Raw genomic sequence first — 21,783 nt, 5'->3', positions numbered from 1 at the left:
ATAATATTCATGTGGCTTTATTCCTTTGCTCTTATACCAAGCCAACAGCTTTTCATCGTCATCGGCCAATTTGCTCTTCCGGGTTTCCGCACCGTAAGCAACATATATAGTCTTTGGACTTCTTCCTTTGATACCCTTTCCATCGTAGCATTTGTGGATATACTTCTCAATATTAATAGAATCGCAGATTACAAAATCAGACCATTTAATCATCATCTGCTCTGATATCTTCCAATACTTTTGAATCGGTTTACTCCACTTGGCTCTCATCCATTCATGTCCATCCGGATTAAGATAAACTTTTCCGCCCAGTTTGTGGATTTCTTTGTAGAAGCGCCTCATAAATAATCCAATCCGGCAGGCCATGATATAGACGATAGGATGCTTTATCTTCTGTTCCTTAATAAGCCGAATACATTCCCTCAAAGCAACCACATCATAATAGATTGCCTGTGCTGAACCTATTTTCTCTGGAACGTGGATAAGAAAGCAGTGAGCATTGTGATACAGAAACTCATGGTCTGAAAGCATCACCGCGCCTTCAGTCTTCTTCGGATCCATACAGCCGGAGCCGTTCGCCTTGCAGGCCACATGATATTTAATTCTGCCATTGTTCTTGTGGTATTCTGTCAGCTTATTTATAAAGGTTTCGTAACCTCCGTAACTAGCAAGCCCCTTAGCACCCACCAGAAATACATGCTGTGCTTCCATACATCCATGCTCCTAACTTTTTTCTTTCATGTAATCCACACGCTTTTATCCCCATCATCTTTCACGCTGATATCTCCCTGCTATCTGTCGTGCCTATTATTACTGCTACACTAACTATAAATACATGCTGCATACGAGAACCTCCCTCTAGTTTAGGATTTATAAAAGATAATGTCTTAATCATATTTGTTCTACATTAAGATACGGCGCATAAATCCCCCACCCCTTACAATACACCAACTCCCCCGTCCCCTTCCCCACATACCGCACTGTCCCCGGACACCTCTCCCGGCATTCCCGGTAGAACCTCTCCGGCAGCTTCACATAACTCTGTAACTGCTCCAGCACATACCCGCACTTCTGATAAAGGAACCCCTTCCCATACCTCTCCAGGCACTTAAGTAGCCTGTCCGGATCCAGCGTCGGCAGCCGCATGATGCACTCCGCTATCCTCTCCAGCCCGGCGACCTTGTCGCAATTGTGGATGCTGTCCACCACCGTCTGCTCCAGGCCGGTCACCATAGCGCCGCCAACCTGCTCTATGTCGGCCTCCCTCCGCTTCACCTGGCGGTAGAAGACCCCATTATACCGGAAGTCCGTGAATCGGCTCTCCGTGGCTACATACACCTCGCCACCGGCCTGCGGCGCATATCCCCAGGCCTCGAAAGCACTGTAGAGGGCGATATATGCATCCGGGAAGAGCCTGCTGCCAATCTGATACCGCGTCAGCACCGGCTGGCCTGTATTCCTGTCCATCACGGCATAGAGGTTGCGGTGTATCCGGTCGATATAGCCCCTGCGCTGGTAATCGTTCACCACATAGGTGACGGTGGACTGCTCGTCCACCATATCAGCCACATCCCGCACGGTGAAGCAGCCAAGCCTGCGCATTTCATCATAATACTTGACACTAGAAAGCTGCCTTTGCTTTCTAGTGTACTCTTTCACAGGAAGCTGCTTTTGCCTCCTATGGCATTCCACATTGGCCATCCCTGATATCTTCCACCTCTCTGCCATCAGCGCTCACCTGCAATCAGAACCTATGCCCTACCTGGCTCAAAATGCGTCCGTTCCAGGCTAATCCAACAACATCAGCTACCGCAGTGCCCTGTCATACCCTCTGGAAAGTTCGCCTTAGTGGTATGTAAGGCGAACTTTTTTCGTCCTGTAAAATTCATGAAATTCCAGGTACAAAAAGAAGAAGAGGTTCCCTGATGGACAGATATGCCCTGTTCAAACAGTAAAATTCAGCAAAACACATAGAGAATTATGCTAAAATCCATCAAAAATGTCAGAATCTCCAAATAATGAGAAAAATGAAATTAGGCTTGCATTATAATGAATTTTGTTTTAAGATGTAAAATATAATAAAAAGTTCGCCTTACATACCACTAAGGCGAACTTTTTTGTCTTATAGCCCCAATCCCCACAAATCTTCCCCTGCTTTTACCTTTACAGCATCCAGACACAATGTTAAAATGAATCTACCGGACACCCCGTCTCAATGGCAATGCAGAAAGGGAGGAACAGGATGAAGTATTTCAATACAGAAGGCCAGTGCAACCCTGATATCCATTATATGGTAAACCTCGACCAGCGCCTGAAGACCATAAAAGAGCGATACATCGAGAGAGGTACCTATTTCATCATCAACCGCGGCCGGCAGTACGGTAAAACGACCACCTTGCTCCTTCTAGCCGACTATCTGAAGACAGATTACCTGGTACTGTTCTTTGACTTTCAAGATCTGACCACCTCTGTCTTCCAAGATGAGTCCAGCTTCGTAAAGGGAATCATCAGATGTTTTAAGGGCGCGCTGGAAGATTATGCGGTAGGCTCTTTAGACGCAAAGCGGAAAGAAGAATTTCTCCAGATCCTGGACGGCCAGTATGACATGACAGAGATGTTTACCCGATTCAGTCAGATATGCGGAATGTCAAAACAGCCTGTGATACTCATGATTGACGAGGTTGACAGCGCTTCCAACAATCAGGTATTCATCGACTTCCTTGCGCTGCTTCGAAGATATTACCTAAGCAGGGCAAAAAAACCGGCCTTTCATTCCGTAGTCCTGGCAGGTGTATATGACATCAAGAATCTGAAGCTGAAAATGCGCCCCTCAGAAGAACAGCGGTATAATAGTCCATGGAACATTGCGGCAAAGTTTGCAATGGATATGGACTTTTCGGCTGAACAGATTGCAGGAATGCTCCGGGGCTATGAATCAGACCATCAGACCGGAATGCCCATAGAGGAATTAGCCGCTGAGCTTTATCGATATACCTCAGGTTATCCCTATCTGGTGTCGGCAATCTGCAAAACAATGGACGAGGAACTGCCGGAAATGCAAAAGTTTTCGGATAAAAGAAGCATATGGACAAAGGAGGGTATCGTTGAGGCAGTCAAAATCATCTTAAAATCAAAGCCCCCTCTTTTTGACAGTATGACAAAACAATTCGATATGTATCCGGATTTGCGGAACATGATAGAGCAGATTCTGTATCAGGGCAGGAAAATACCTTTCAGTCCTGCAGAAAAATCCATCGACCTGGGGCTTATGTTCGGATTTCTAAAAGATGAAAACGGATATGTAGCTGTGGCGAACCGTATCTTTGAGATGTATCTGCTGGATTTATTTATTGCGGAAGAGGCCGTGACAAGCGACATGTATTTCTATAGCCAGGGCAGCAAGAATCAGTTCATTACGGGAAATCGGCTTGATATGGAGCTGGTGCTGGCAAAGTTCGTAGAGCATTTTACAGATATCTATGGAGACAATGACGAAAAATTCATCGAAGCCTACGGCCGTAAGTTCTTCCTGCTGTATCTAAAGCCAATCATCAATGGAACCGGGAATTATTATGTCGAAGCCCAGACCAGAGATGCCAAGAGGACAGATGTGATAGTGGATTATCTCGGAGAGCAGCTTGTAGTGGAGCTCAAAATATGGCATGGCAACGAATACAATGAAAGGGGAGAAAAACAGCTACTTGAATATCTGGATTATTTCCGTCAGGAGAAAGGATATATGCTCAGCTTCAACTTCAATAAAAAGAAGACAGTCGGGATGAAGAGAATACGGATAGAAGACAGAACCATTGTGGAGGCAGTGGTTTAAGGGGAGGCGCTAACCTTGCGCCTCCTTTTCCATCCCCTTCAACTCCTGCACCACCATCACCACAATCACCTGCGTCAGCACAAAAGTCAGCAGATCCGCCACCGGCTGGGCCAACTGCAGCCCCAGGACCCCATATATCCCCGGCAGAATCAAAATCGCCGGGATGAAGAACAGCCCCTGCTTCCCTATAGCCGTAAGCGTAGCCCGGAAGCTGTAGCCGATGGACTGGGTCAGCATATTCCCGATAATAGTGAAGGACTGAATCGGCAGCAGCACGCACTGCATCTTCAGCGCCAGGGCCCCTATCTTGACTACTTCAGCGTCTTCCCGCCGGAACAAGCGCATGATAGGCGTGGATACGGCGAACATCACCACCGCCATCACCAGCAGAAACACGAAGGCCACCCTGCGGCAGAAATAATACGCCTCCAGCACCCGCCCGTAACGCTTCGCACCGAAGTTGAAGCCGCACACGGGCTGGAAGCCCTGGCCGAAGCCAATCAGCGCCGAGTTGATGAACATCATGATCCTGGTGACGATGGACATAGCCGCCACCGCCGCGTCCCCGAAGCCCGACGCCGCCACGTTCAGCAGCACGGAAGCCACGCTGGCCAGGCCCTGGCGTCCCAGGGTGGGCATCCCCGCCGACAATATCTCCTTATACACCCATCCCTTCATGGTGAAGAACTTCGGGTGGGGCTTCAGCACGTTCCCCGACCGAATCACCAGGGTCAGCAGGATCAGGAAGCTGACGAACTGGCTGAAGATCGTGGCGATTGCAGCGCCGGAGATGCCCATCTTGAACCCGAATATCAGCACCGGATCCAGAATGACGTTCAGCACGCCTCCGGCCGTGATTCCAAGCATGGACAGGGCCGCGTTTCCCTGGGAGCGCAGGTGGTTGTTGAACACGAAGGACACGGTCATGTAGGGCGCGGCAATCAGGATGTATTTCCCGTAATCCCTGGCATAGGGCGCTATGGTCTCCGTGGCCCCCAGTACCCGCACCAGGGCATCCATGTTCCAGATGCCGAACACCGCCAGCAGCAGCCCCAGGACGAACGCGGTGTACACGGCAGTGGAGCAGGCCCTCTGGGCCCTGTCCTGTTCCTTCGCCCCCAGCATCCGGGACATGTAGTTGCCGCTTCCCATGCCCAGCGTAAAACCTATGGCCTGGATCATGGCCATCAAAGAGAAGTTCACGCCCACGGCGCCGGAGGCGCTGGTGCTCAATTGGCTTACAAAAAAGGTGTCCGCCATGTTGTAAATCGAGGTAATCAGCATGCTGATGATGGTGGGCACCGCCAGCCGGGGAATCAGCTTGTTCACAGGGGTCTCCACCATCATTTTATACTTTTCTTCATATGTCATTGCGCGTTTCATCGTTTTTCTCCTGTTCTGCTCCTCTTTCCATGTCGTCATCACTTGCCCGGCCCTGCTGCGTTTTCCTATCCCATCTCTCCCCTGGCGCAGCCCGGCAGAGCGGATTGCCCGGAATCCGCCCCCTTAGAACACGAACTCCTGCTGCTCCATCACCTCGATCTGGGTCGCCAATATAGTCTCCTCCTCAGACCCCCGCATGTGCTCCGCCCGCAGGTACTGCATGTCGTTTCGCAGGTTGGCGGCGATCAATGTCAGGACGTAGATATTGTCGAACCGGTTGTAGATGGACTCCCCGCCCAGTCCCGTCAGGCAAATCAACTGGGTGTTGGCCTTCTTCGCCATGTCCATCAGGGGCTTCAGCAGATGGGAGGCATTGGTCTGGGCGAAGGGGTTGTCCATGAGCAGCACCTTGCCCTCGTTCAGATCGGCGAAGAGATCCGTGTCGTCCTTCCGCATATAGTATAGCAGCGCCGACAGGATGACGAACGCGGACAGAAAGCCCTCCCCGCCGGAGTTCTTCGCCACGTCCGCCCAGGTGATGGGGTATTCCCGCTGTTCCTCAATCTTGTACAGGCGGATCTGGATGTTGCCGATTCCCACCACCGCGTCATAGAGCCCCCTGGTGGTGATCCGCGTGCCCAAAAATTCCTGCAGGTTTCCGTTCTCCTCCAGCAGGGCGATTCCCCTGGCTGTCACGTCGTCGATATAATCCTGGAGCCGCAGGGCGAACATGCTCTCGTTCTCCGCCCAGTCCGGCGGCTCCACCCGCAGCATCTTCACGGGCCGCTCTCTGACGGTGATGGTGGAATTGCGGTCGATCCTGCCCAGGTTCTCGTGCACCTCTTTCAGGTAATCCCCGAAGAGCTCCGTGATCTTCTCCTTTTCCTTCTCCACCATGGAGATGTCCACCTGGAGCTTCTCCATCAGGCTGTCGTAGGAGGCTATGGTGGTGTCCAGCTGCCTGATGACCCGCTCCGCATCCTCCGTCAGCTGCAGCATGGCCTCCAGGGGCTTCCGGTAGAAGTCCTCCCCAAATTCCTCCATCCTGACCATCCGGTTCAGCGCCCGGTCCAGGGATGCCCTTGCCTGGCCGCGCTGTTCCAGGCCGGCATTGTAGTCCCGGATCAGCAGGCCCTTCTGCTTCGTCAGCTCCGCCCCGCTCAAGGCGCCCAGGTCGAACTCCCAGACTATGGCCTCCGGGCCCTGGCCTTCCGGCATCTGCGAATCATCCGGCCCAGCCGTCGGCTCTTCCTCCGCGAATTCCTCATATTCTGCCAGCGCCGTCAGGTTGCTCCTGTAATCCTGTACCCTTCTGTCTGTCAGCTCCTTCTCCTTCCGGGCCTCCTTCTGCCGGTACTCCAGCTCCCGGATGGCGTCCTCGAAGCGTATGGTCTGGATCTCCTCCCTGGGGACAGGCTCCTCCCTCTGGCAGCGCTCCCTGATTTCTCTCAGTTTTCCGTCTTTTTCCTGGCGCAGAAGCGCGCATTGGATTTCCTCCCTGTGGATGAGGTTCCTCTGTTTCTCCAGCTTCCTGTCCTGATCCTCCAGTTGGATCTCCTGGTGGGTCTCCTCCTTCCTGTCATAGGCCACGGCCTCCCAGTCCTCCCGGGCCAGGCCGTGCTTCTTCGCCAGGGCCTCCAGCTCCTCCAAATCTCTGTCGTACCGCTTCTGGGCGCTGCGGACGCGCTCCTCCAGCTCCTTCTGCCGGGCGCTGATTCCGTTGGTGATGATTTCAAAGCGGCTCTCGGCCTCCCTGGCCTGTGCCTCCGTGAAGGTCTCCCCGCTTTCCTCCGGAGAAGGATACTGCCTGTATGTCTCCAGCTTCTCCCCGCAGGCCCGGCCGTCCCGCTCCAGCAGCGCCAGGCGGTTCTTCTCCGTCTCCAGCATCTGCTCCCGCCTGGCATTCTTCTCCGTCTCCAGCTTCTGGAGGTTCTGCACCCGCTCCTTTTCCTGCCGGACCTTCTCCAGGGCATGGCAGTGCCCCCGGTATTCCCGGTAGCTTTCGCGGAATCTCCCAAAGTCCGCAAGCCTCCTGGCCTGCCAGGCAATGGCCCTGTCCAGGCCTGCCGCGTCCTGTTCCCGCCCGGCCTGGCGCTCCTCCAGGGCCTCCAGCTCCTCCCTGCCCCTAAGGATCTCCTGCTCCAGGGCGGCAAGGCCCTTCTCCTGTCCGGCGATTTCCGCCTTTACCGTCTCATAGGCGCTCTTCGACACCTTCTGGCCCTTGACCTTCTCCTGATGGCTTACGTATTCCATGTATTCGGCCTGGCGGGTGTCGATGGCCCTGCGCAGCTTCCCTCTCCGGACATCCAGCTGCGCCAGCATGTCCCTGAGCTTTTCTTCCTCCAGCAGGTTGTCGTTGAACCATACATAAAAATGCAGTTCACCGAATGACTGCACTGTCCCCTCCGCGGCGCTGCCCTGCCCCTCCAGCTCCTGGCGGATCAGTATGGGAACCGGCGCGGAGGTATAGACCTGATCCGGCAGCCCCCGCAGACGTTCCAGCTCCTGGCCCGACAAAATCAGGGAATAGGGGAGGAAGGGCTGCCTGGCCACCAACTGCCTGTTCCTCTCCGGGGAGAACTGGTTCTTCCGAAGCCACTCGCAGCCGTAGACATAATGGATCCCGGCCTCCTCCAGCATCCCCCGGAATTCCTCTGACAGCTCCAGCACCTGTCCCTGGGCCAGCCTGCGGTACTCCTTTTCCAGGGCATCCAGCTCCTTCTCCAGGCCCTGCCTGGCCAGATCCGCGTCCAGGAGCTTCCTGTGCACCCCGGCCAGGAGCTTCTCCGTGTCGAACGCATCCTCCTGCGCCATTCCCACGTATCGCAATATGACGCTGCGCTCCGCCAGCTCCCTGTCGTAGTCCTGTAGCAGCCTTCCCGCCTCTTTCCTGTTGGCCTCCAGGCGGCTCCGCTCGGCCAGCTTGTCCTCCACCAGCCTCCTGGTGGCTTTGACCTGCTCCCTGTACTGCTCTATGTCCTTCTTCGCGGCCCGCCGGTCAGCCTCCGAGGCGCCCAGCTCCTTCTCGTACTCCGCCTGCCTGATTTCCAGCGCGCCCGCCTCGTACTCTCCCAGAAGGTTCCGGTTCCACGCCTCCCCGGAAGGGCCCGAATCCATGGCACGCTCTTCTTCCATGGAATGCTTTTCTTCCATGGAACGCCCCGAGTCCACAGAACGCCCCGGTTCCCTGAAATGCCCCGGTTCCACAGAGCGCGCGGCGTACTCCTGGTTGAACCTGTCCTCCGCCTCATCGAACATCCGGATGCGGGCGTTCAGCGCTCCGGCCTCCTCCGTCAGGCCGTTCTCCGTCTCCCGCAGCTCCTCCAGCTTCCGGATGCCCTGCTGCCTCTCCTGGATCAGGCCCTCCACGGCCTCCTGGCACTGCGCCTGCTCCGCCTCCTTCCCGGCCTTCAGCCCGGCATAGTACTGCCGCAGCTTCCCGCCCAGGGCCATCCGCTCCGGCTCCAGGTTCTCCTTCTTCTCTCTGACAAAATCCAGGCGCTGCCTCTCCTTGTCCAGTTCCTGCCCGGAATCCTTCACGGTTTCCTGCTGCTTTCCGCAGGCCAGCACATGGAGCTTACGGAGAATCTCCCCCCGCCTCCGCTCCAGGCCCTCTTCCTCCATCCGCAGCATCTCCAGATTGCTCTGGGCATATCTCTCCCTCTGGGCGATTTCATGGAACTCCCTGGACAGCTTCCCATACTCCAATTGCTCTAACTCCCGGGCCAGCCCCTCCAGGCGCTCGCCCACCGCCCCGGCTTTTTCCTCCTCCTGCTCCTCCAGCTTATGGAGCCTGCGGATGAAGTCCCCTATCCGGAGCCTCTGGGCCTTGAGCTGCCTGGACACTTCCCGGTAGCCCAAAGCCTGTGCCCGCACCTGCTCCGCCTCCCGTCCAAAGGCCCGGATGGTGTCCCGGCGTTGGATTTTGGAGCGGTTGTCCCTGTACTGGCCCGTGTACTTCTCCATGATGCCCTGGAATTCCTTCATCCGGTTCCTGTCCTGGTTCAGCTTGTTCTCCACGGCCTCCAGGAACCATTTCTCCACCAGGCCCTTCTCGTCCCGGCAGTCCGCGAACAAATCCGACAGGCCGGATTCCTTCAGGTTGACCTTTTTGATGATGGTCTCCCATTCCTTATAGTAGATCCGATATTCCGCCAGCTTGTTAAAATACTGCCTGGCCTGGGCCGTGTTGTTCATGTCATAGTAGAAGAAGGGGACGCCCCGCTCCCGCTTATAGGTGTCGAAAAGCTGTCTGCAGGCGGCGAAGCCCTTCAGGGTCACATCCTTTTTGGTCTTCTCCACCACAGGGAGATGGTCGATGTCCTGCTGGCACCTCGTCTTGTATTCCGATATGAAATTAACGATTTCCAGTTCATCCTGGCGCTCCTCGGATATCTCCTGGCTCTTCCGCACCATCATGCCGGTGAGCACATACCCGGCCCCCTGATCCAGCTTCCACTCCACCAGGATGAAGGTGGGCTTGTTGGTGGTGAAGTAGCTGGCAAAGGGACGGTCCTTGGCATTCTGGTAGCGCCTGTGCACAAAGGGGGCCATCATCATCTGCACCAGCACGGACTTCCCGCCTCCGTTCCGCAGGGAAAGCAAAGTGCTCTCGCCGTGGAGCCGGAAGGTCTCGTCGCTGATGCGGATGGCATTGTTGTTATAGTTCAGGTTGATCAGTCGTACTGCGTTGATTTTGCTCACATTTATACCTCCCCGCCGATGCAGTCGGCGCATACACCGGAACACAGTTCTGTTTTCAAGGACAATCAGTGCACACTCCCTCCTTCCAGGATTCTGCGCACCCGCTGGAAATGGTTCTGGTTCAGCAGGTTCCAGTCCATGAACTGATCCAGCTTCTTGGTGGTCTTGATCATCTCGTCCTCCTCCACATACTCTATCAAGCCCTGCTTCTGGAGGAAGTTCAGGATGTTGTAGAGGAAGCCCTCCTTGGTGGTCTTGGCCCGGGAGCCGCGCTCGTCGGAGCGCAGGGCCTCATAGGCCTCGATCATGTTGGAGAAGGCCAGGCCCAGGCGCTCCCCGCCGGAATGCCCTCCTCCCCCGGAAGCTCCCTCCTCCCCGTCCTCCTCCGCCCGCTCCGCGCCCTCCCGTAGGCGGACGGAGACGCAGTTCTGCAGTTCTCCTACGCGCATGTAGTCCCTGGTCTTGCTGGTGGCCCCCTGTCCGTCATAGAATTCCACCAGCAATGTCAGTATGACGAACTGAGAGAGGTAATAGTCCTTGTCCGTTCCGCCGGATTTGCACAGCAATTGCTTTAGCTGGGCCTTGGAGAAGCCCAGGAAGGTGTTGTCCTCCCTGGGGATCAGGTAGACTACATCCCCGTAGCGCTCGATGTCGCACTCGGCGGCCTCCCCCTGGGACTTCACCAGGTTCTGGATCCGCTCGTTCTCCGCATAACCGCGGAACAGCCGCTCCTGGGCCTCCTCGCTCATCTCGTGGTGCTCCAGGAGGTAGTAGAATATCTCCTGGCTTGTGCGGATGTCCTCTATTTCATATGCCATGTTACTCTCCTTTTCTCACTTGCCATTGATGCCGGGCCGGAAGAAGCCTCACGCAGGGAGGCCTGCGATCCCTTAGCGAACCCCTCCTTCGCTTCCTGGTTCCCCTCACACCGTCACCCGCAGCAGCACATTGGAGCAGCAGATATTTTTCCCCACGCCCCCTTCGTAGGGCACGTTCTCAAAGGAAATCACCTTCCCGTCCTCTATCCGGTAGACCGTGACCTTCCTGACAGGCAGGCCGTGGGCGTCGATCAGGTTCAGCAGCGTCTCGTTGAGCTGGAAGCCGCCGGAGGACTCGCCGATGAAATTCCGCCGCTCCTCCCGCAGGACCTCGACATCGATCTCCCTGCCCCGCAGCAGCTCCACCATGACCTCCTTGAAGATCTGCACGCTGGGCAGCAGCGCGGAGAAGCTTTCCCCGGCTTCCTCCCCGTCCATGGCCCGGCGGATTTCCTCCAAAGACACCTCTCCCGACTTGGTCTCCAGGGCCCTGCGCAGCAGGAACAGGACGCAATCCTCATACTGCGCCAGCTTCTGCCGCATGCGCCGCTCTTCCTCCTCCATCCAGCGCTCGTCCCCGAACTCCATCACAGCCCCCGCCTCGTCCTCCCCCTTCTTTCGGAGGGGCCGCTGCAGCTCTGTGGATTTCTTCAGATTATATATCTTATCCGGCTCGTTGCCAAAGAGCGGGCGCAGGAAAATCTCCATGCGCTCCAGCCCCTCCGGGCGCTCCAGGATTTTCTCATACAAGTCGCTGCGCAGGGAGAAACGCCGGATAAAGGACATCTGGGACAACTGCTCCAGTTCTTTGGTATACAGGGCCTTCAGGTCGAAATGGCTGCTCAGGATCTTCTGGTGCTCATCGATGGTGCGGTTCAGGTAGCTCTCGATCACACTTAAGTTCCTCAGCTTCTCCTCCTCCTTCTCGTCCAGCCGCCGGACGTTCAGGTTCATCTCCTCCAGCTCTCTGGCCCTGGCCTTCACCAGCTCCCGGTAGCCCAGAAACTTCTGCTTGGTGTCGCTGATGGTGTCCAGGTTGGCCTCTAATACAGACTCGTAGTCAGCCACGGAATAGCTCAGGGCATTCCTGCGGATCCGGCCCATGGCCTCTTCGATTTTCTGGAGCTGGATGCGCAGCAGGTTGAACACGTTCTTGATGTCGTCCACGGCCCGGTCGTAGCTCTGCTTCTCCAGGTGCATCCGGAAGATCATCTCGTGGATGGTGATCTTCATGTTGTTCTCGATTTCCAGGGTGGAGAGCAGCAGATTGTAGCCGTCCTCGGTGAGGTAATAGGATGTCCTGCGCACCTCGGCGTCCACATAGACGATGCGGTTGGCCACGTAGCTGATGTTCATGGTGCGGTATGCCCTCTCCTCGAAGTCGTATCCGTCGAAATACATGGCCTTGCCCTCGTTGGAGAGGACTACATTGATGATGAAGTCCCCCAGGCTCTTGCAGTCCTCGTAGCTCATGTTCCTGCCAAAGTAGCGCATGTTCAGGCTGTCCATGTAGGCCCCGATGTCGTCTATGGTGCAGTTCTCCTCCTTCAGGGACTGCTCCATGAGGTAGAGCAATAGGGCGAAGATGACATTGACCTGCTCGTCCAGCTTCAGGAATCCGTACTGCTTCCAGATGGTCTTCTGGCTGCTGTTTGCGAACAGCAGCGCGTATGCCCCCACATGCTTCATGCGCCTGGGGAAATGCTTCAGGAATTCATATTGCATGGTCTGGCCCTCTCAAAAATCCGTAATCGCCACGATTTCCTGGGGGATGTACTTTCCGGCCTCCAGGAGCTGTATCATCGCTTCTTTTGTCTCATGGGAAAAATATCGAAAGAACAGGCCCGACAGGTTTCGGTTCTGGTTCCCGCTCATGTCGGGCAGGAAGTCATTGTCGTATCCCCGCGCTTTATCCATCATTTTTTCGTAGGCCCGGATGAATGGCTTTATCTCATGTCTTCCGGTACGCTCGACTGTTTCCTCCCCGGCTGCGAAAAGCGCGGCCAGCCTTTCATAGATGCCTATCCCCTCGTAGTCCAAATCTCCGAAATACAGGATTTCATTCTCCGGGTGGTTGATATGGGGTTCCACGCAGAAACGGAAATCCTCGAAGGAGCGCAGGATCCCCTTTCCCGCGCCGTAGATGACTGTGGCTATTTCGCTGCCGAATATCCTGTGGAAAGGCGGTTCCCCGGTCTGTCGCGCCTCCGCTGCCTCTCCCGGTCCGTCTGGTCCGTCCGCTCCGCCTGCTCTGCCCGTCCCGTCTGCTCTGTCCGATCCGTCTGTGCCGGTCCCTACAGCCCTTCCAGACTTTGCAGGAGCCTTGTCCGCGAAATCACGCCCGCCTGCCTTATTTCCGGAAGCCGCCATGCCGCCTGCCTCCCCCATCAGCCACCTGCGCATGGTATAGAAGGTGTCCTTGTTCTCCAGGATCAGTATGGTCTGGGGAACCTGGCGGGTGCGGGAGTAATAGGCCAGAGGCTCTGTGGTGCGGTAGACATGCAGTTCCTCCAGACTGATACCGCAGTGGGCCAGGATTTTCCTCCCCTGCTCCCTCTGCAGGAATTTCTCCCTGCCCCATATCTGGAAGCTCCTCTCGTTCAGGGACGCAGGGGAGAGATTCCGGCTTCCGGCCTCGCTCCGCTCCAGGAAAAAGCGGTTCAGGAGCCTGACCCATTTCCGCTCCTGCCGGTAGACCTCCGGGTTCTTTAAGTAATAGTCGGTCCGGATGGCGGGCACTGTCTGAAACTGCAGCTCAGCTACCTCCTCTCCGTAATCCGGCTTCTCCTCCACGAGCCAGTAGCTTGTATGCAGGGCCGGCTTCTTCCCGTTCAGCGGGGAGTTTTTCACGGGCATGATTTTGTTCTCTTCTATCCGGGCGCAGATGTAGCGGTACTGCTCCGGGTAGGATTCCGTCCGGCTCTCCTTCTGCAATTGCTCCAGCGAGATTTTCTTCATGCCTCTTCTCCCTTCTGCCGCGTTTTCCTGCACGGCCTATCCCCATCGCCCGTTTTGCACTGACGGCATGCGGCCAATGGCAGTTAGAGCAGCTGAACGCTTTTTATGGTCCCATTTCCAATGGTTCTGCTTCCAAGTTTTTCCGTATTTCAGTCAGCATATACTCGGCAAAGCATTCCCCTTCTTCTGCCTGCACGGTCATGTCCGTGCCGTCCCTGTAGCAGACGAGGGCTGTCTCTATGAGGCCTCTGAATCCCTGCGGCAGGAACTTCAACCCCCATTCGCCGCCTCCCTTTTTCGAGAGGATAAGCGGCTCTGGGGAAGCCATGGAAGCGGACGGCTCCTCCCCGGCACATTCTCCGCCCTTTAGATAGGCCAGCACTCTGCAAAGGTTCAAGATGACATACACCGGATTCTCCAGGATGTCCTCTTTTGCCTCCTCCATGTCAGAGACGATGCTGTCTGTATAGTCCTCCCTGGGAACCGGGCCGAAGACCCGGGGCACGGGCTTTCCGTACAGCGAGGTCCCGAATCTTTCGATAATCGTGAAATGCGCGGCCAAGTCCCTGTCCACGCCCTTCATCTTCTCCACATAGTCCTGAGGATTCTCCTGATACCACTTTAGATGGGCCTGAGAGAAATGCAGCTCAAAGGGAGTGGGGTAGACAAATGGCCTGCAGAAGCTTTCCCTCACGATGCTGAGCTCAATCCCCTTTTCCGGGGCCTCTCCGTTCCATTCCGCCACATATGCCAGAAAATCCAGCTTCTCAGCATCCGAAATTTCCCGCTCTACCACAAAAATCAAATCCAGGTCGCTTTTCTGTGCCTGAAAACAGCCCATGACTGCGGAGCCGTGAAGATAGATTCCGGTCAGATTGTCTCCGAAAATCTCAGCGCTCTTTTGTACAATTCGCTGGAGCAGATTGTGATAATCTGTATTTCGTTTTGTTCTGTCCATTGTCTCATTTCACCCCATTTCCCTCTGCGTCCACGATTCTGCAGACCAGGTCATATGCCTTTGTAAATCCCTCAAATCCGGAGCTGATTTCCTCGATTCCGGCTTCAATCCCGTTCCTATCGCAGGAAATCTCCATATTGTCCATGCGGATGGTCAGATTTATGAAATCATCTCCCTCATGCAATGTCGCGACAGAAAAGACGTGATTGTCTTCGCCAATTTCTTCCATGACAGAAGTGAAGCATCCCGTTTCCTTCAGTTTCTCTACAAGTCCGGCGGCAGCATTTAACTCATCGGCATTGTCAAAAGCATCGATTTCCTGCTCCCTTTCCTGAGGCACGAACACATCTCTGGTATAAAGGATCTGCCCCTTGAGGATTGCCTGGATCTGCCGGTTCACCATTTCCTCCAGGGCCAGCACCCTCGCCGGCGCAAACTCCCTGTTGCCGCGAAAGGAGAAGCGGAAGCCCTGCAGGTTTATCATCTCTCTCCTAATCTCTGATGTCAGCATCTCCTGCCCTATCCTGGTGAAATCATTGCCGATTGCAGGGCTATAGTCCAGGAGCTTCGTCCCGATCCGTTCAAATTCTTCCATCACCACATAGGGAAGCATGGACAAGTTAAAATCAAAATTTGGAGCGATGCCAAGGGGCTTTTGGGTGTCGTTCTCTACAAGCAGGCCAATGTTCCCAAGGTGCCTGTCCACATTGAAGATCACGGCATCCAGGACAAGCATCCTCTGAAACTGCTCCCTGCACCCGAGATGGTTGAAGAACTCCAGCAATCCATCCAAAGCGATGCCGCGATCCACCAGCTTCCTCAGCGGGACGAAACCCACCTCCTCATTGGTAAAGGCTTTGCATTTCGTTGCCGTCTCCCCACGAAGCTTCAGGACGGAATATCGTACACTTGTAGGATCGGCCTTTTGGATGATTTCAGAGGCAAGCGCCTCGCAATAGGGCTCCAGTCCTGCGTTGTACGCGCCGGAAGCTCCCCTTTTATAAAGGTAGATCTCCCCCTGTTCCTTCCTCCAGCATTTGCGGAAAGATCCATCCGTCGTCAGCTCCGGGGAAGTGCTGCTCATCTGCACGCCGTATAAGCCCAAGCCCTCGAATGCCAGCTTTGAAATCGTAGCGTTGAAGTCATTTCTGTAAAAAGAGATGTCGTTCCAGCTGACATCCTCATCCTCTTCCTTTATCCAGAAGCAGTCATTGATGGATGCGGCATGTGTGATCTTTATGAAGCCTTCAGTGGTCTCACATCCGCAGTCTATCATGAGCTGCTTCAGGTGGCTGTTATGCTTATAGGCCTTTCTGTCCTCCAGCCATCCGTTTATCTCAAATTTTCCGAGAGGAAGCTCGGCGTCCTGCCGCAGCAGCTTCCATCTGTTGTTCTCTTTATGGAAAGATGCGGCTATTGTATCCTTGTTCATCAGATAATACACGGAAAGCGAACCTCCTCTCCGAATCACATACGGTGCTAACGCCCATTATATCAGGAAAAAGGCGATTTAGCAATTCATATCTCAATTCAGTATGGCGCATCCTTTTTGTTGTTTTTGTTGACATTATCCTTGGCACTGGGGATAACGGTCAGTGGGTTCAAGGCATTTTCAGGGATGGTGAGGGGAGGCGAGTTTCTGCTTAGTAAAGCATTATAAGTCGTGTGGGTCATGAAAGTGTTATGCTTTCCTCTTTTTCCTTGCTTTTATATCGCACTGGCGATATAATGGAATCATCTCTTTTACAGCTTCGGAAAATCTCGGAAAAGAAAGGAGCTTAGCGGATATCATGCGGAAAACAGTGTATCACGGCTCGGTCTCTGTCATAGAGAAGCCGGAATATGGCAAGGGCTCCCGGCAGAATGATTACGGCCGCGGCTTTTACTGCACAGAGAGCCTGGAGCTTGCCAGGGAATGGGCCTGTGCCAAAAATACTGACGGCTATGCCAACAAATATGAGCTGGATTTCTCCGGAGTAAAGGTACTGGATTTAAATGACCCGGAGTACAGTATCCTGAACTGGCTTGCCATACTTGCCAAAGACAGAACCTATTGGCAAAACAGCAGCATCGCGGAGGAGGCCAAGCGCTATCTGCAGCAGCATTTCTATATCAATACCGCAGAATATGACATCATCATAGGCTACCGGGCTGATGATTCCTATTTTTCCTTTGCCCAGGATTTCGTAGCCAATGGGATTTCATTGCAACAGCTCTCAGAAGCAATGCACCTCGGCAAGCCGGGCGAGCAGATTGTATTGATAAGCAGAAAATCCTTTTCCTCCATCCGCTTTTTGGCTGCGGAAGATGCCTCCTCGGCGGAGTACTTTCTGAAAAAGTCCATGCGGGACAAGGCGGCCAGGCTCCAATACCGCAGGAGCAGGCGCACCGGGGCTGGTGTAAATGACATATTTATGCTGGATATCATGAGGGAGGGCATGGAACATGGAGATTCACGCTTACGATGAGGAGTACCTGACATATGCCCAGCGGGTTCTGGGAGATATGATGGATTTTGCGGTCAATACCTGCGATATGGAGGCGGATGATTATTTCGTCCGCTTCATCGTCTCCGGCATCGCGGCACAGTTCGGGAGCGGGAACCCCAAATATGTAGTCGGCATGACAGGCTGCGAGGTGGTTCGTGTGGTCATGGAGCAGAGCGGCATGCCGCTCTCCGACGACATCAGGGACGAAATGTATCTGGACAAATCCCCGGAATACTGGGCGGGGTGGGCGCTCTGCTACTATCAGTGGCTTACCGGATATACGTTTTCACATATCCATCATGCCGTTTCCATAAGCGAGCTCCTCGGCATGTACCCTACGCTCCATGAGGCGGATATCACCAGGTTCGTGGGCATCATGCATGAGAAAATGAAGGCCGCCTACCCGGAGACCAACTTAAAGCGCCTCCGCACCCTGGCGGGACTGTCCCAGAGCGAGCTGGCCAGGCAGTCCGGCGTAAGCCTGCGCCAGATTCAGCTCTTCGAGCAGCGCCAGCGCGACATCAACCGGACGCAGGCACTGAACCTGCTGCGGCTGGCCCGGGCGCTTTGCTGCAGGATGGAGGATTTGGTGGAGCATACGTGAGCATCCGCTCCTCCAAATCCTTTCGAAGTTCCATGCACTTTATTTCTTCCACATCGGGTCTCACCAGCCTTTTTTCTTTGTAATCTCTTAACAGTTTAAACAACATCAAATAACAATCCTGCTGATAATAAAAATCCAATATTGAAAGGAACTCCGCATCGCTAATATTTTCAATATTTAAAATATTAGAAAAGTCCTCATCTGGCATATAATTTAGAATAGTAAGGTATTCCATAAATAACTGCTTATCCCTCTCTTCCATGCCATAACTATTGTATCTCTTAATTAATTCTTCATGTGTCATTTTATACTTCCCTCCACTTACTTTAGTACCCCTTTAGAGGTACGTACCTTTTTTCAATCTCTATTATAGTACCCATTTTAAGGGTATATTAGATAAAAAGCAAGAAAAAGAGGCCGCAAATTATGATAAAATTCGACAGGCTGTTTCAGATTCTTAAAGAGCGCGGGATAAGCCAATATCATTTGTACACTTACAAGGGAATTAGCAGAAGTCAAATACAGCGTCTGAAAACGGGAAATGTGAATGTGAACACCTTAAACAACATTTTGAATGTTTTGGAGGATTGTACATTAGACGATATTTGCGAATTCACTCCTGACAAAACGGGCAAAGAAGACGAAGAATAATGATTATTCATAAGAGAGCTTGAACTCTGGAATGCTGTTTCTATCAACTTGGCATGTTTCATATGTAGAGGTAAAATCAATTTCCAATGAAACATTATGCGGAAATTTTGAAAGTTATCAAAGGGGGCACCTTACGATGCCCCCTTTTAAGTAAATATTAGCGAAACAAATTAATAGTTCACAATCTTCCCGAAATCAGCCTTCAAAGAAGCGCCGCCTACCAGGCCGCCGTCGATATCCGGCTGGGCGAACAGCTCTGCCGCGTTTCCGGCATTCACGGAGCCGCCGTACTGGATGCGCACCGCGGCAGCAGTAGCCTCATCGTACATCTCGGCGATGCAGTCGCGGATGCCCTTGCAGACTTCCTGGGCCTGCTCCGTGGTGGCTGTCTTGCCTGTGCCGATGGCCCAGATAGGCTCATAGGCGATGACCATCTCCTTCACCTGATCCGCGGTCACGCCCACCAGGTCGGACTTGATCTGGAAACGAATCCAGTCCATGGTCACGCCCATCTCGCGCTGCTCCAAGGACTCGCCGCAGCACAGGATCGGTGTCAGCCCTGCCTCGATGGCCTTTTTCACCTTCTTGTTCAGCAGCGCGTCGTCCTCCTTGAAGTAATCCCTTCTCTCGGAGTGTCCGATGATGACGTACTGTACGCCCGCATCCTTCAGCATAGCCGCGGAGATTTCGCCTGTGTAAGCGCCCTTCTCCTCGAAGTACATATTCTCGGCGCCCACAGCTACGTTTGTCCCTTTTACGGCCTCCACAACGGGCACGATGTCGATTGCGGGAACGCAGTAGACCACGTCCACGCTATCGCTCTTTACCAAATCCTTCAACTCGCCGCAAAGCTTCACAGCCTCGCTGGGAGTCATGTTCATCTTCCAGTTTCCGGCTACAATTTTCTTCCTTGCCATGATTCCTATACCTCTGTTTTCTATAATATTTATAAAACTTGTGCCAGACCGGAAGAATGCCATCTCAAAGCGAACATAGCTCGCTTCGGCATTCTTCCAAGCCCGACTTAGAAAATCTTAGCCTGCGTACTTTGCTGGCTTAGATTTTATTCCCGCAAGCAATGAGCCAAGCGACCGTGCTTGCATGGTCAGTTGGCGAATGCCGCGAGGGTCAAATACCAAAGTGTCCGAAGGACACTTTCTGCTCTGCAGTGTTGCAAGTTTGATACCCCGTTGCTTGCAGCGGGGTATTTGATTCAGGCTTTATCGTCCGCCGCCGCAACGCCGGGAAGCACCTTGCCCTCCAGGAACTCCAGGGACGCGCCGCCGCCGGTGGAGATGTGGCTCATCTTGTCGCCGAAGCCCAGCTGGTTCACGGCTGCCGCGGAATCGCCGCCGCCGATGATGGTGGTAGCGTCTGTCTCAGCCAGGGACTTGGCCACCGCGATGGTGCCTGCCGCCAGGGTGGGATTCTCGAATACGCCCATAGGTCCGTTCCATACCACGGTCTTTGCGCTCTTCACAGCCTCTGCGTACATGGCAGCGGTCTTAGGCCCGATATCGCAGCCCTCTCTGTCCGCGGGCATGTTCTCCACATCATAGTTCTGTACTTCCACAGGGGCATCGATGGGATTCGGGAAGCCTGCAACCGTGACAGAATCCACAGGAAGCAGCAGCTTCTTGCCCAGCTTCTCGGCCTTCTCCATCATCTCCTTGCAGTAGTCGATCTTCTCATTGTCCACCAGGGAATTGCCGATTTCATAGCCCTTTGCCTTTAAGAAGGTGTAAGCCATGCCGCCGCCGATGATCAGGGTGTCGCACTTCTCCAGCAGGTTGGAGATGACGTTCAGCTTGTCGGCCACCTTCGCGCCGCCCAGGATGGCCACGAAAGGCCTTACGGGGTTCTCCACCGCATTGCCCAGGAAGTTGATCTCCTTCTGCATCAGGTATCCAACCGCATTCTCGCCGCCCTTTGCGGTGATGCACTTGGTGACGCCCTCGACAGAGGCATGTGCCCTGTGGGAGGAACCAAAGGCATCGCATACGTACAGATCAGCCAGGTCAGCCAGCTCCTTGCTGAACTCCTCGCCGTTCTTGGTCTCCTCCTTGCCGCGGAAACGGGTATTCTGGAGCAGCACCACGTCGCCCTCCTGCATAGCCTCCACAGCCTTGGTGGCGGCTTCGCCGGTGACATTGTAGTCGGCTACGAACACCACTTCCTTGCCCAGCTTCTCGGACAGCCTCTTGGCCACAGGCGCCAGGGACTCCTTCTCGTTGGGGCCTTCCTTCACCTTGCCCAGATGGGAGCAGAGGATTACCTTGCCGCCGTCGTCGATCAGCTTCTTGATCGTGGGCAGTGCTGCCACGATACGGGTCTCGTCCGTAATCTCGCCGTTCTTCAAGGGTACGTTAAAGTCGCACCTTACCAGAACTCTCTTTCCCTTTGCGTTGATGTCGTCAACGGATTTCTTGTTCAATCCCATTTTACAAAACCTCCATATTTAATTGTCGTAAAAAGAGGCCCGGTCCCTCAGACCGGACCCCTTATAGGTCGCTACATTCATACACTTCCCACAAATAACCTGGTGCAAACCTGGAAGAATGCCCATACAGAACTTCTTCTCACACTTAGCCCAGCTCGCTGAAATACTTAATGGTACGAACCATCTGAGAGGTGTAGCTGTTCTCATTGTCATACCAGGAAACAACCTGTACCAGGGAGTTGCCGTCTTCCATCTTGGAAACCATGGTCTGGGTCGCATCGAAGATGGAGCCATAGGTGCTTCCGATTACGTCGGAGGATACAATCTCATCCTCATTGTAGCCGAAGCTCTCGGTAGCGGCAGCCTTCATAGCGGCATTGATACCTTCCTTGGTAACCTCGCCCTTAACGACTGCTACCAGGATGGTGGTGGAGCCTGTAGGGGTGGGCACGCGCTGTGCGGAGCCGATCAGCTTGCCGTTCAGCTCAGGGATGACAAGGCCGATAGCCTTGGCAGCGCCGGTGGAGTTGGGAACGATGTTGCAGGCGCCTGCGCGGCTCCTTCTCAGATCGCCCTTCCTCTGAGGTCCGTCAAGAATCATCTGGTCGCCTGTGTAAGCGTGAACAGTGGTCATGATACCGCTCTGGATAGCAGCGAAGTCATTGAGAGCCTTCGCCATGGGAGCCAGGCAGTTGGTGGTGCAGGAAGCTGCGGAGATAACAGTATCCTCTGCCTTCAGGGTGTCATGGTTTACATTGTAAACGATGGTAGGAAGGTCATTTCCTGCGGGAGCAGAGATAACAACCTTGCGGGCACCAGCGGTAACATGGGCGCTGGCCTTCTCCTTGGAGGTGTAGAAGCCTGTGCACTCCAGAACCACGTCAACCTTCAGCTCGCCCCAGGGAAGGTTCTTAGCGTCCGCTTCCTTGTAGATAGTGATGGTCTTGCC

The 21,783-nt window shown here is 54.2% G+C and carries 17 protein-coding genes; 4 read left to right on the top strand and 13 right to left on the bottom strand.

Translation table 11 applies throughout. The features are described 5' to 3' along the window. Both Q2B33_RS24260 and Q2B33_RS14665 read right to left on the bottom strand, forming a co-directional pair. The coding region (locus Q2B33_RS24260) for a DUF1972 domain-containing protein (RefSeq protein ID WP_300819503.1) at positions 1–711 on the bottom strand (711 nt) is incomplete at its 3' end. A 180-nt stretch (positions 712–891) separates the two neighbouring features. After that, the gene (locus Q2B33_RS14665; protein ID WP_300565664.1) at positions 892–1,728 is read right to left on the bottom strand and encodes a transcriptional regulator; all 837 of its coding nucleotides are present in this window, start codon (positions 1,726–1,728) and stop codon (positions 892–894) included. A 514-nt stretch (positions 1,729–2,242) separates the two neighbouring features. Between Q2B33_RS14665 and Q2B33_RS14660 the strand changes: the two genes are divergently transcribed. Next, positions 2,243–3,829, top strand: a complete 1,587-nt coding sequence (locus tag Q2B33_RS14660; protein ID WP_300565662.1) for an AAA-like domain-containing protein — start codon at positions 2,243–2,245, stop codon at positions 3,827–3,829. A gap of 9 nt (positions 3,830–3,838) precedes the next feature. Here the strand turns inward: Q2B33_RS14660 and Q2B33_RS14655 are convergent, their stop codons facing one another. The 7 genes from Q2B33_RS14655 to Q2B33_RS14625 all read right to left on the bottom strand — a co-directional run bounded on the left by Q2B33_RS14655 (position 3,839) and on the right by Q2B33_RS14625 (position 16,082). Beyond that, positions 3,839–5,200: an MATE family efflux transporter gene (locus Q2B33_RS14655; protein ID WP_300815360.1), complete on the bottom strand. Its 1,362-nt coding sequence runs from the start codon at positions 5,198–5,200 to the stop codon at positions 3,839–3,841. Between the two features lie 135 nt (positions 5,201–5,335). Continuing rightward, entirely contained in the window at positions 5,336–9,916 is a 4,581-nt protein-coding gene (locus Q2B33_RS14650; RefSeq protein ID WP_300565657.1) for a hypothetical protein, read from the bottom strand. Between the two features lie 65 nt (positions 9,917–9,981). Further along, positions 9,982–10,734 carry a DUF6063 family protein gene (locus Q2B33_RS14645; protein WP_300565655.1) on the bottom strand — a complete coding sequence of 251 codons (753 nt, stop codon included), beginning with the start codon at positions 10,732–10,734 and terminating at the stop codon, positions 9,982–9,984. A 105-nt stretch (positions 10,735–10,839) separates the two neighbouring features. Beyond that, positions 10,840–12,459, bottom strand: coding sequence for a hypothetical protein (locus Q2B33_RS14640; RefSeq protein WP_300565653.1), 1,620 nt, complete (start codon positions 12,457–12,459; stop codon positions 10,840–10,842). Between the two features lie 12 nt (positions 12,460–12,471). Then, complete coding sequence (locus tag Q2B33_RS14635; protein WP_300565651.1) at positions 12,472–13,692, bottom strand: hypothetical protein; 1,221 nt, start codon at positions 13,690–13,692, stop codon at positions 12,472–12,474. Positions 13,693–13,795: 103 nt separating this feature from the next. Then, the gene (locus Q2B33_RS14630) at positions 13,796–14,650 is read right to left on the bottom strand and encodes an aminoglycoside adenylyltransferase domain-containing protein (RefSeq protein WP_300565649.1); all 855 of its coding nucleotides are present in this window, start codon (positions 14,648–14,650) and stop codon (positions 13,796–13,798) included. A 4-nt stretch (positions 14,651–14,654) separates the two neighbouring features. Next, the gene (locus Q2B33_RS14625; RefSeq protein WP_300898432.1) at positions 14,655–16,082 is read right to left on the bottom strand and encodes a hypothetical protein; all 1,428 of its coding nucleotides are present in this window, start codon (positions 16,080–16,082) and stop codon (positions 14,655–14,657) included. Positions 16,083–16,440: 358 nt separating this feature from the next. Between Q2B33_RS14625 and Q2B33_RS14620 the strand changes: the two genes are divergently transcribed. Together Q2B33_RS14620 and Q2B33_RS14615 are read left to right on the top strand one after the other, a co-directional pair. Beyond that, positions 16,441–17,118: a DUF3990 domain-containing protein gene (locus Q2B33_RS14620; protein ID WP_300565645.1), complete on the top strand. Its 678-nt coding sequence runs from the start codon at positions 16,441–16,443 to the stop codon at positions 17,116–17,118. Beyond that, positions 17,096–17,743 carry a helix-turn-helix domain-containing protein gene (locus Q2B33_RS14615; protein ID WP_300565643.1) on the top strand — a complete coding sequence of 216 codons (648 nt, stop codon included), beginning with the start codon at positions 17,096–17,098 and terminating at the stop codon, positions 17,741–17,743. The genes Q2B33_RS14620 and Q2B33_RS14615 overlap by 23 nt, the downstream gene beginning before the upstream one ends. Here the strand turns inward: Q2B33_RS14615 and Q2B33_RS14610 are convergent. Beyond that, complete coding sequence (locus Q2B33_RS14610) at positions 17,661–18,047, bottom strand: hypothetical protein (protein ID WP_300565641.1); 387 nt, start codon at positions 18,045–18,047, stop codon at positions 17,661–17,663. The genes Q2B33_RS14615 and Q2B33_RS14610 overlap by 83 nt on opposite strands. Positions 18,048–18,169: 122 nt before the next feature. On the opposite strand from Q2B33_RS14610, the gene Q2B33_RS14605 reads away from it, so the two are divergent. After that, positions 18,170–18,394 carry a helix-turn-helix transcriptional regulator gene (locus Q2B33_RS14605; protein ID WP_300565639.1) on the top strand — a complete coding sequence of 75 codons (225 nt, stop codon included), beginning with the start codon at positions 18,170–18,172 and terminating at the stop codon, positions 18,392–18,394. A gap of 170 nt (positions 18,395–18,564) precedes the next feature. On the opposite strand, the gene tpiA is transcribed toward Q2B33_RS14605, so the two are convergent. The 3 genes from tpiA to Q2B33_RS14590 all read right to left on the bottom strand — a co-directional run. Beyond that, on the bottom strand, positions 18,565–19,311 hold the full coding sequence (gene tpiA / locus Q2B33_RS14600) for a triose-phosphate isomerase (protein WP_296477016.1): 747 nt from the start codon (positions 19,309–19,311) through the stop codon (positions 18,565–18,567). Positions 19,312–19,607: 296 nt separating this feature from the next. Continuing rightward, a complete protein-coding gene (pgk, locus tag Q2B33_RS14595) occupies positions 19,608–20,834 on the bottom strand; it encodes a phosphoglycerate kinase (RefSeq protein WP_296477014.1) in 1,227 nt (408 codons plus the stop codon). A 145-nt stretch (positions 20,835–20,979) separates the two neighbouring features. Next, positions 20,980–21,783: type I glyceraldehyde-3-phosphate dehydrogenase (locus Q2B33_RS14590; protein WP_300822909.1), on the bottom strand; the 804-nt coding region annotated here is incomplete at its 5' end.

Source organism: uncultured Acetatifactor sp. (assembly GCF_948601915.1).
In the GTDB taxonomy this organism is placed as follows: domain Bacteria; phylum Bacillota; class Clostridia; order Lachnospirales; family Lachnospiraceae; genus Acetatifactor.
Note: the sequence above shows the minus strand (reverse complement) of the source record. Positions and strands in the feature narration are given on the sequence as shown.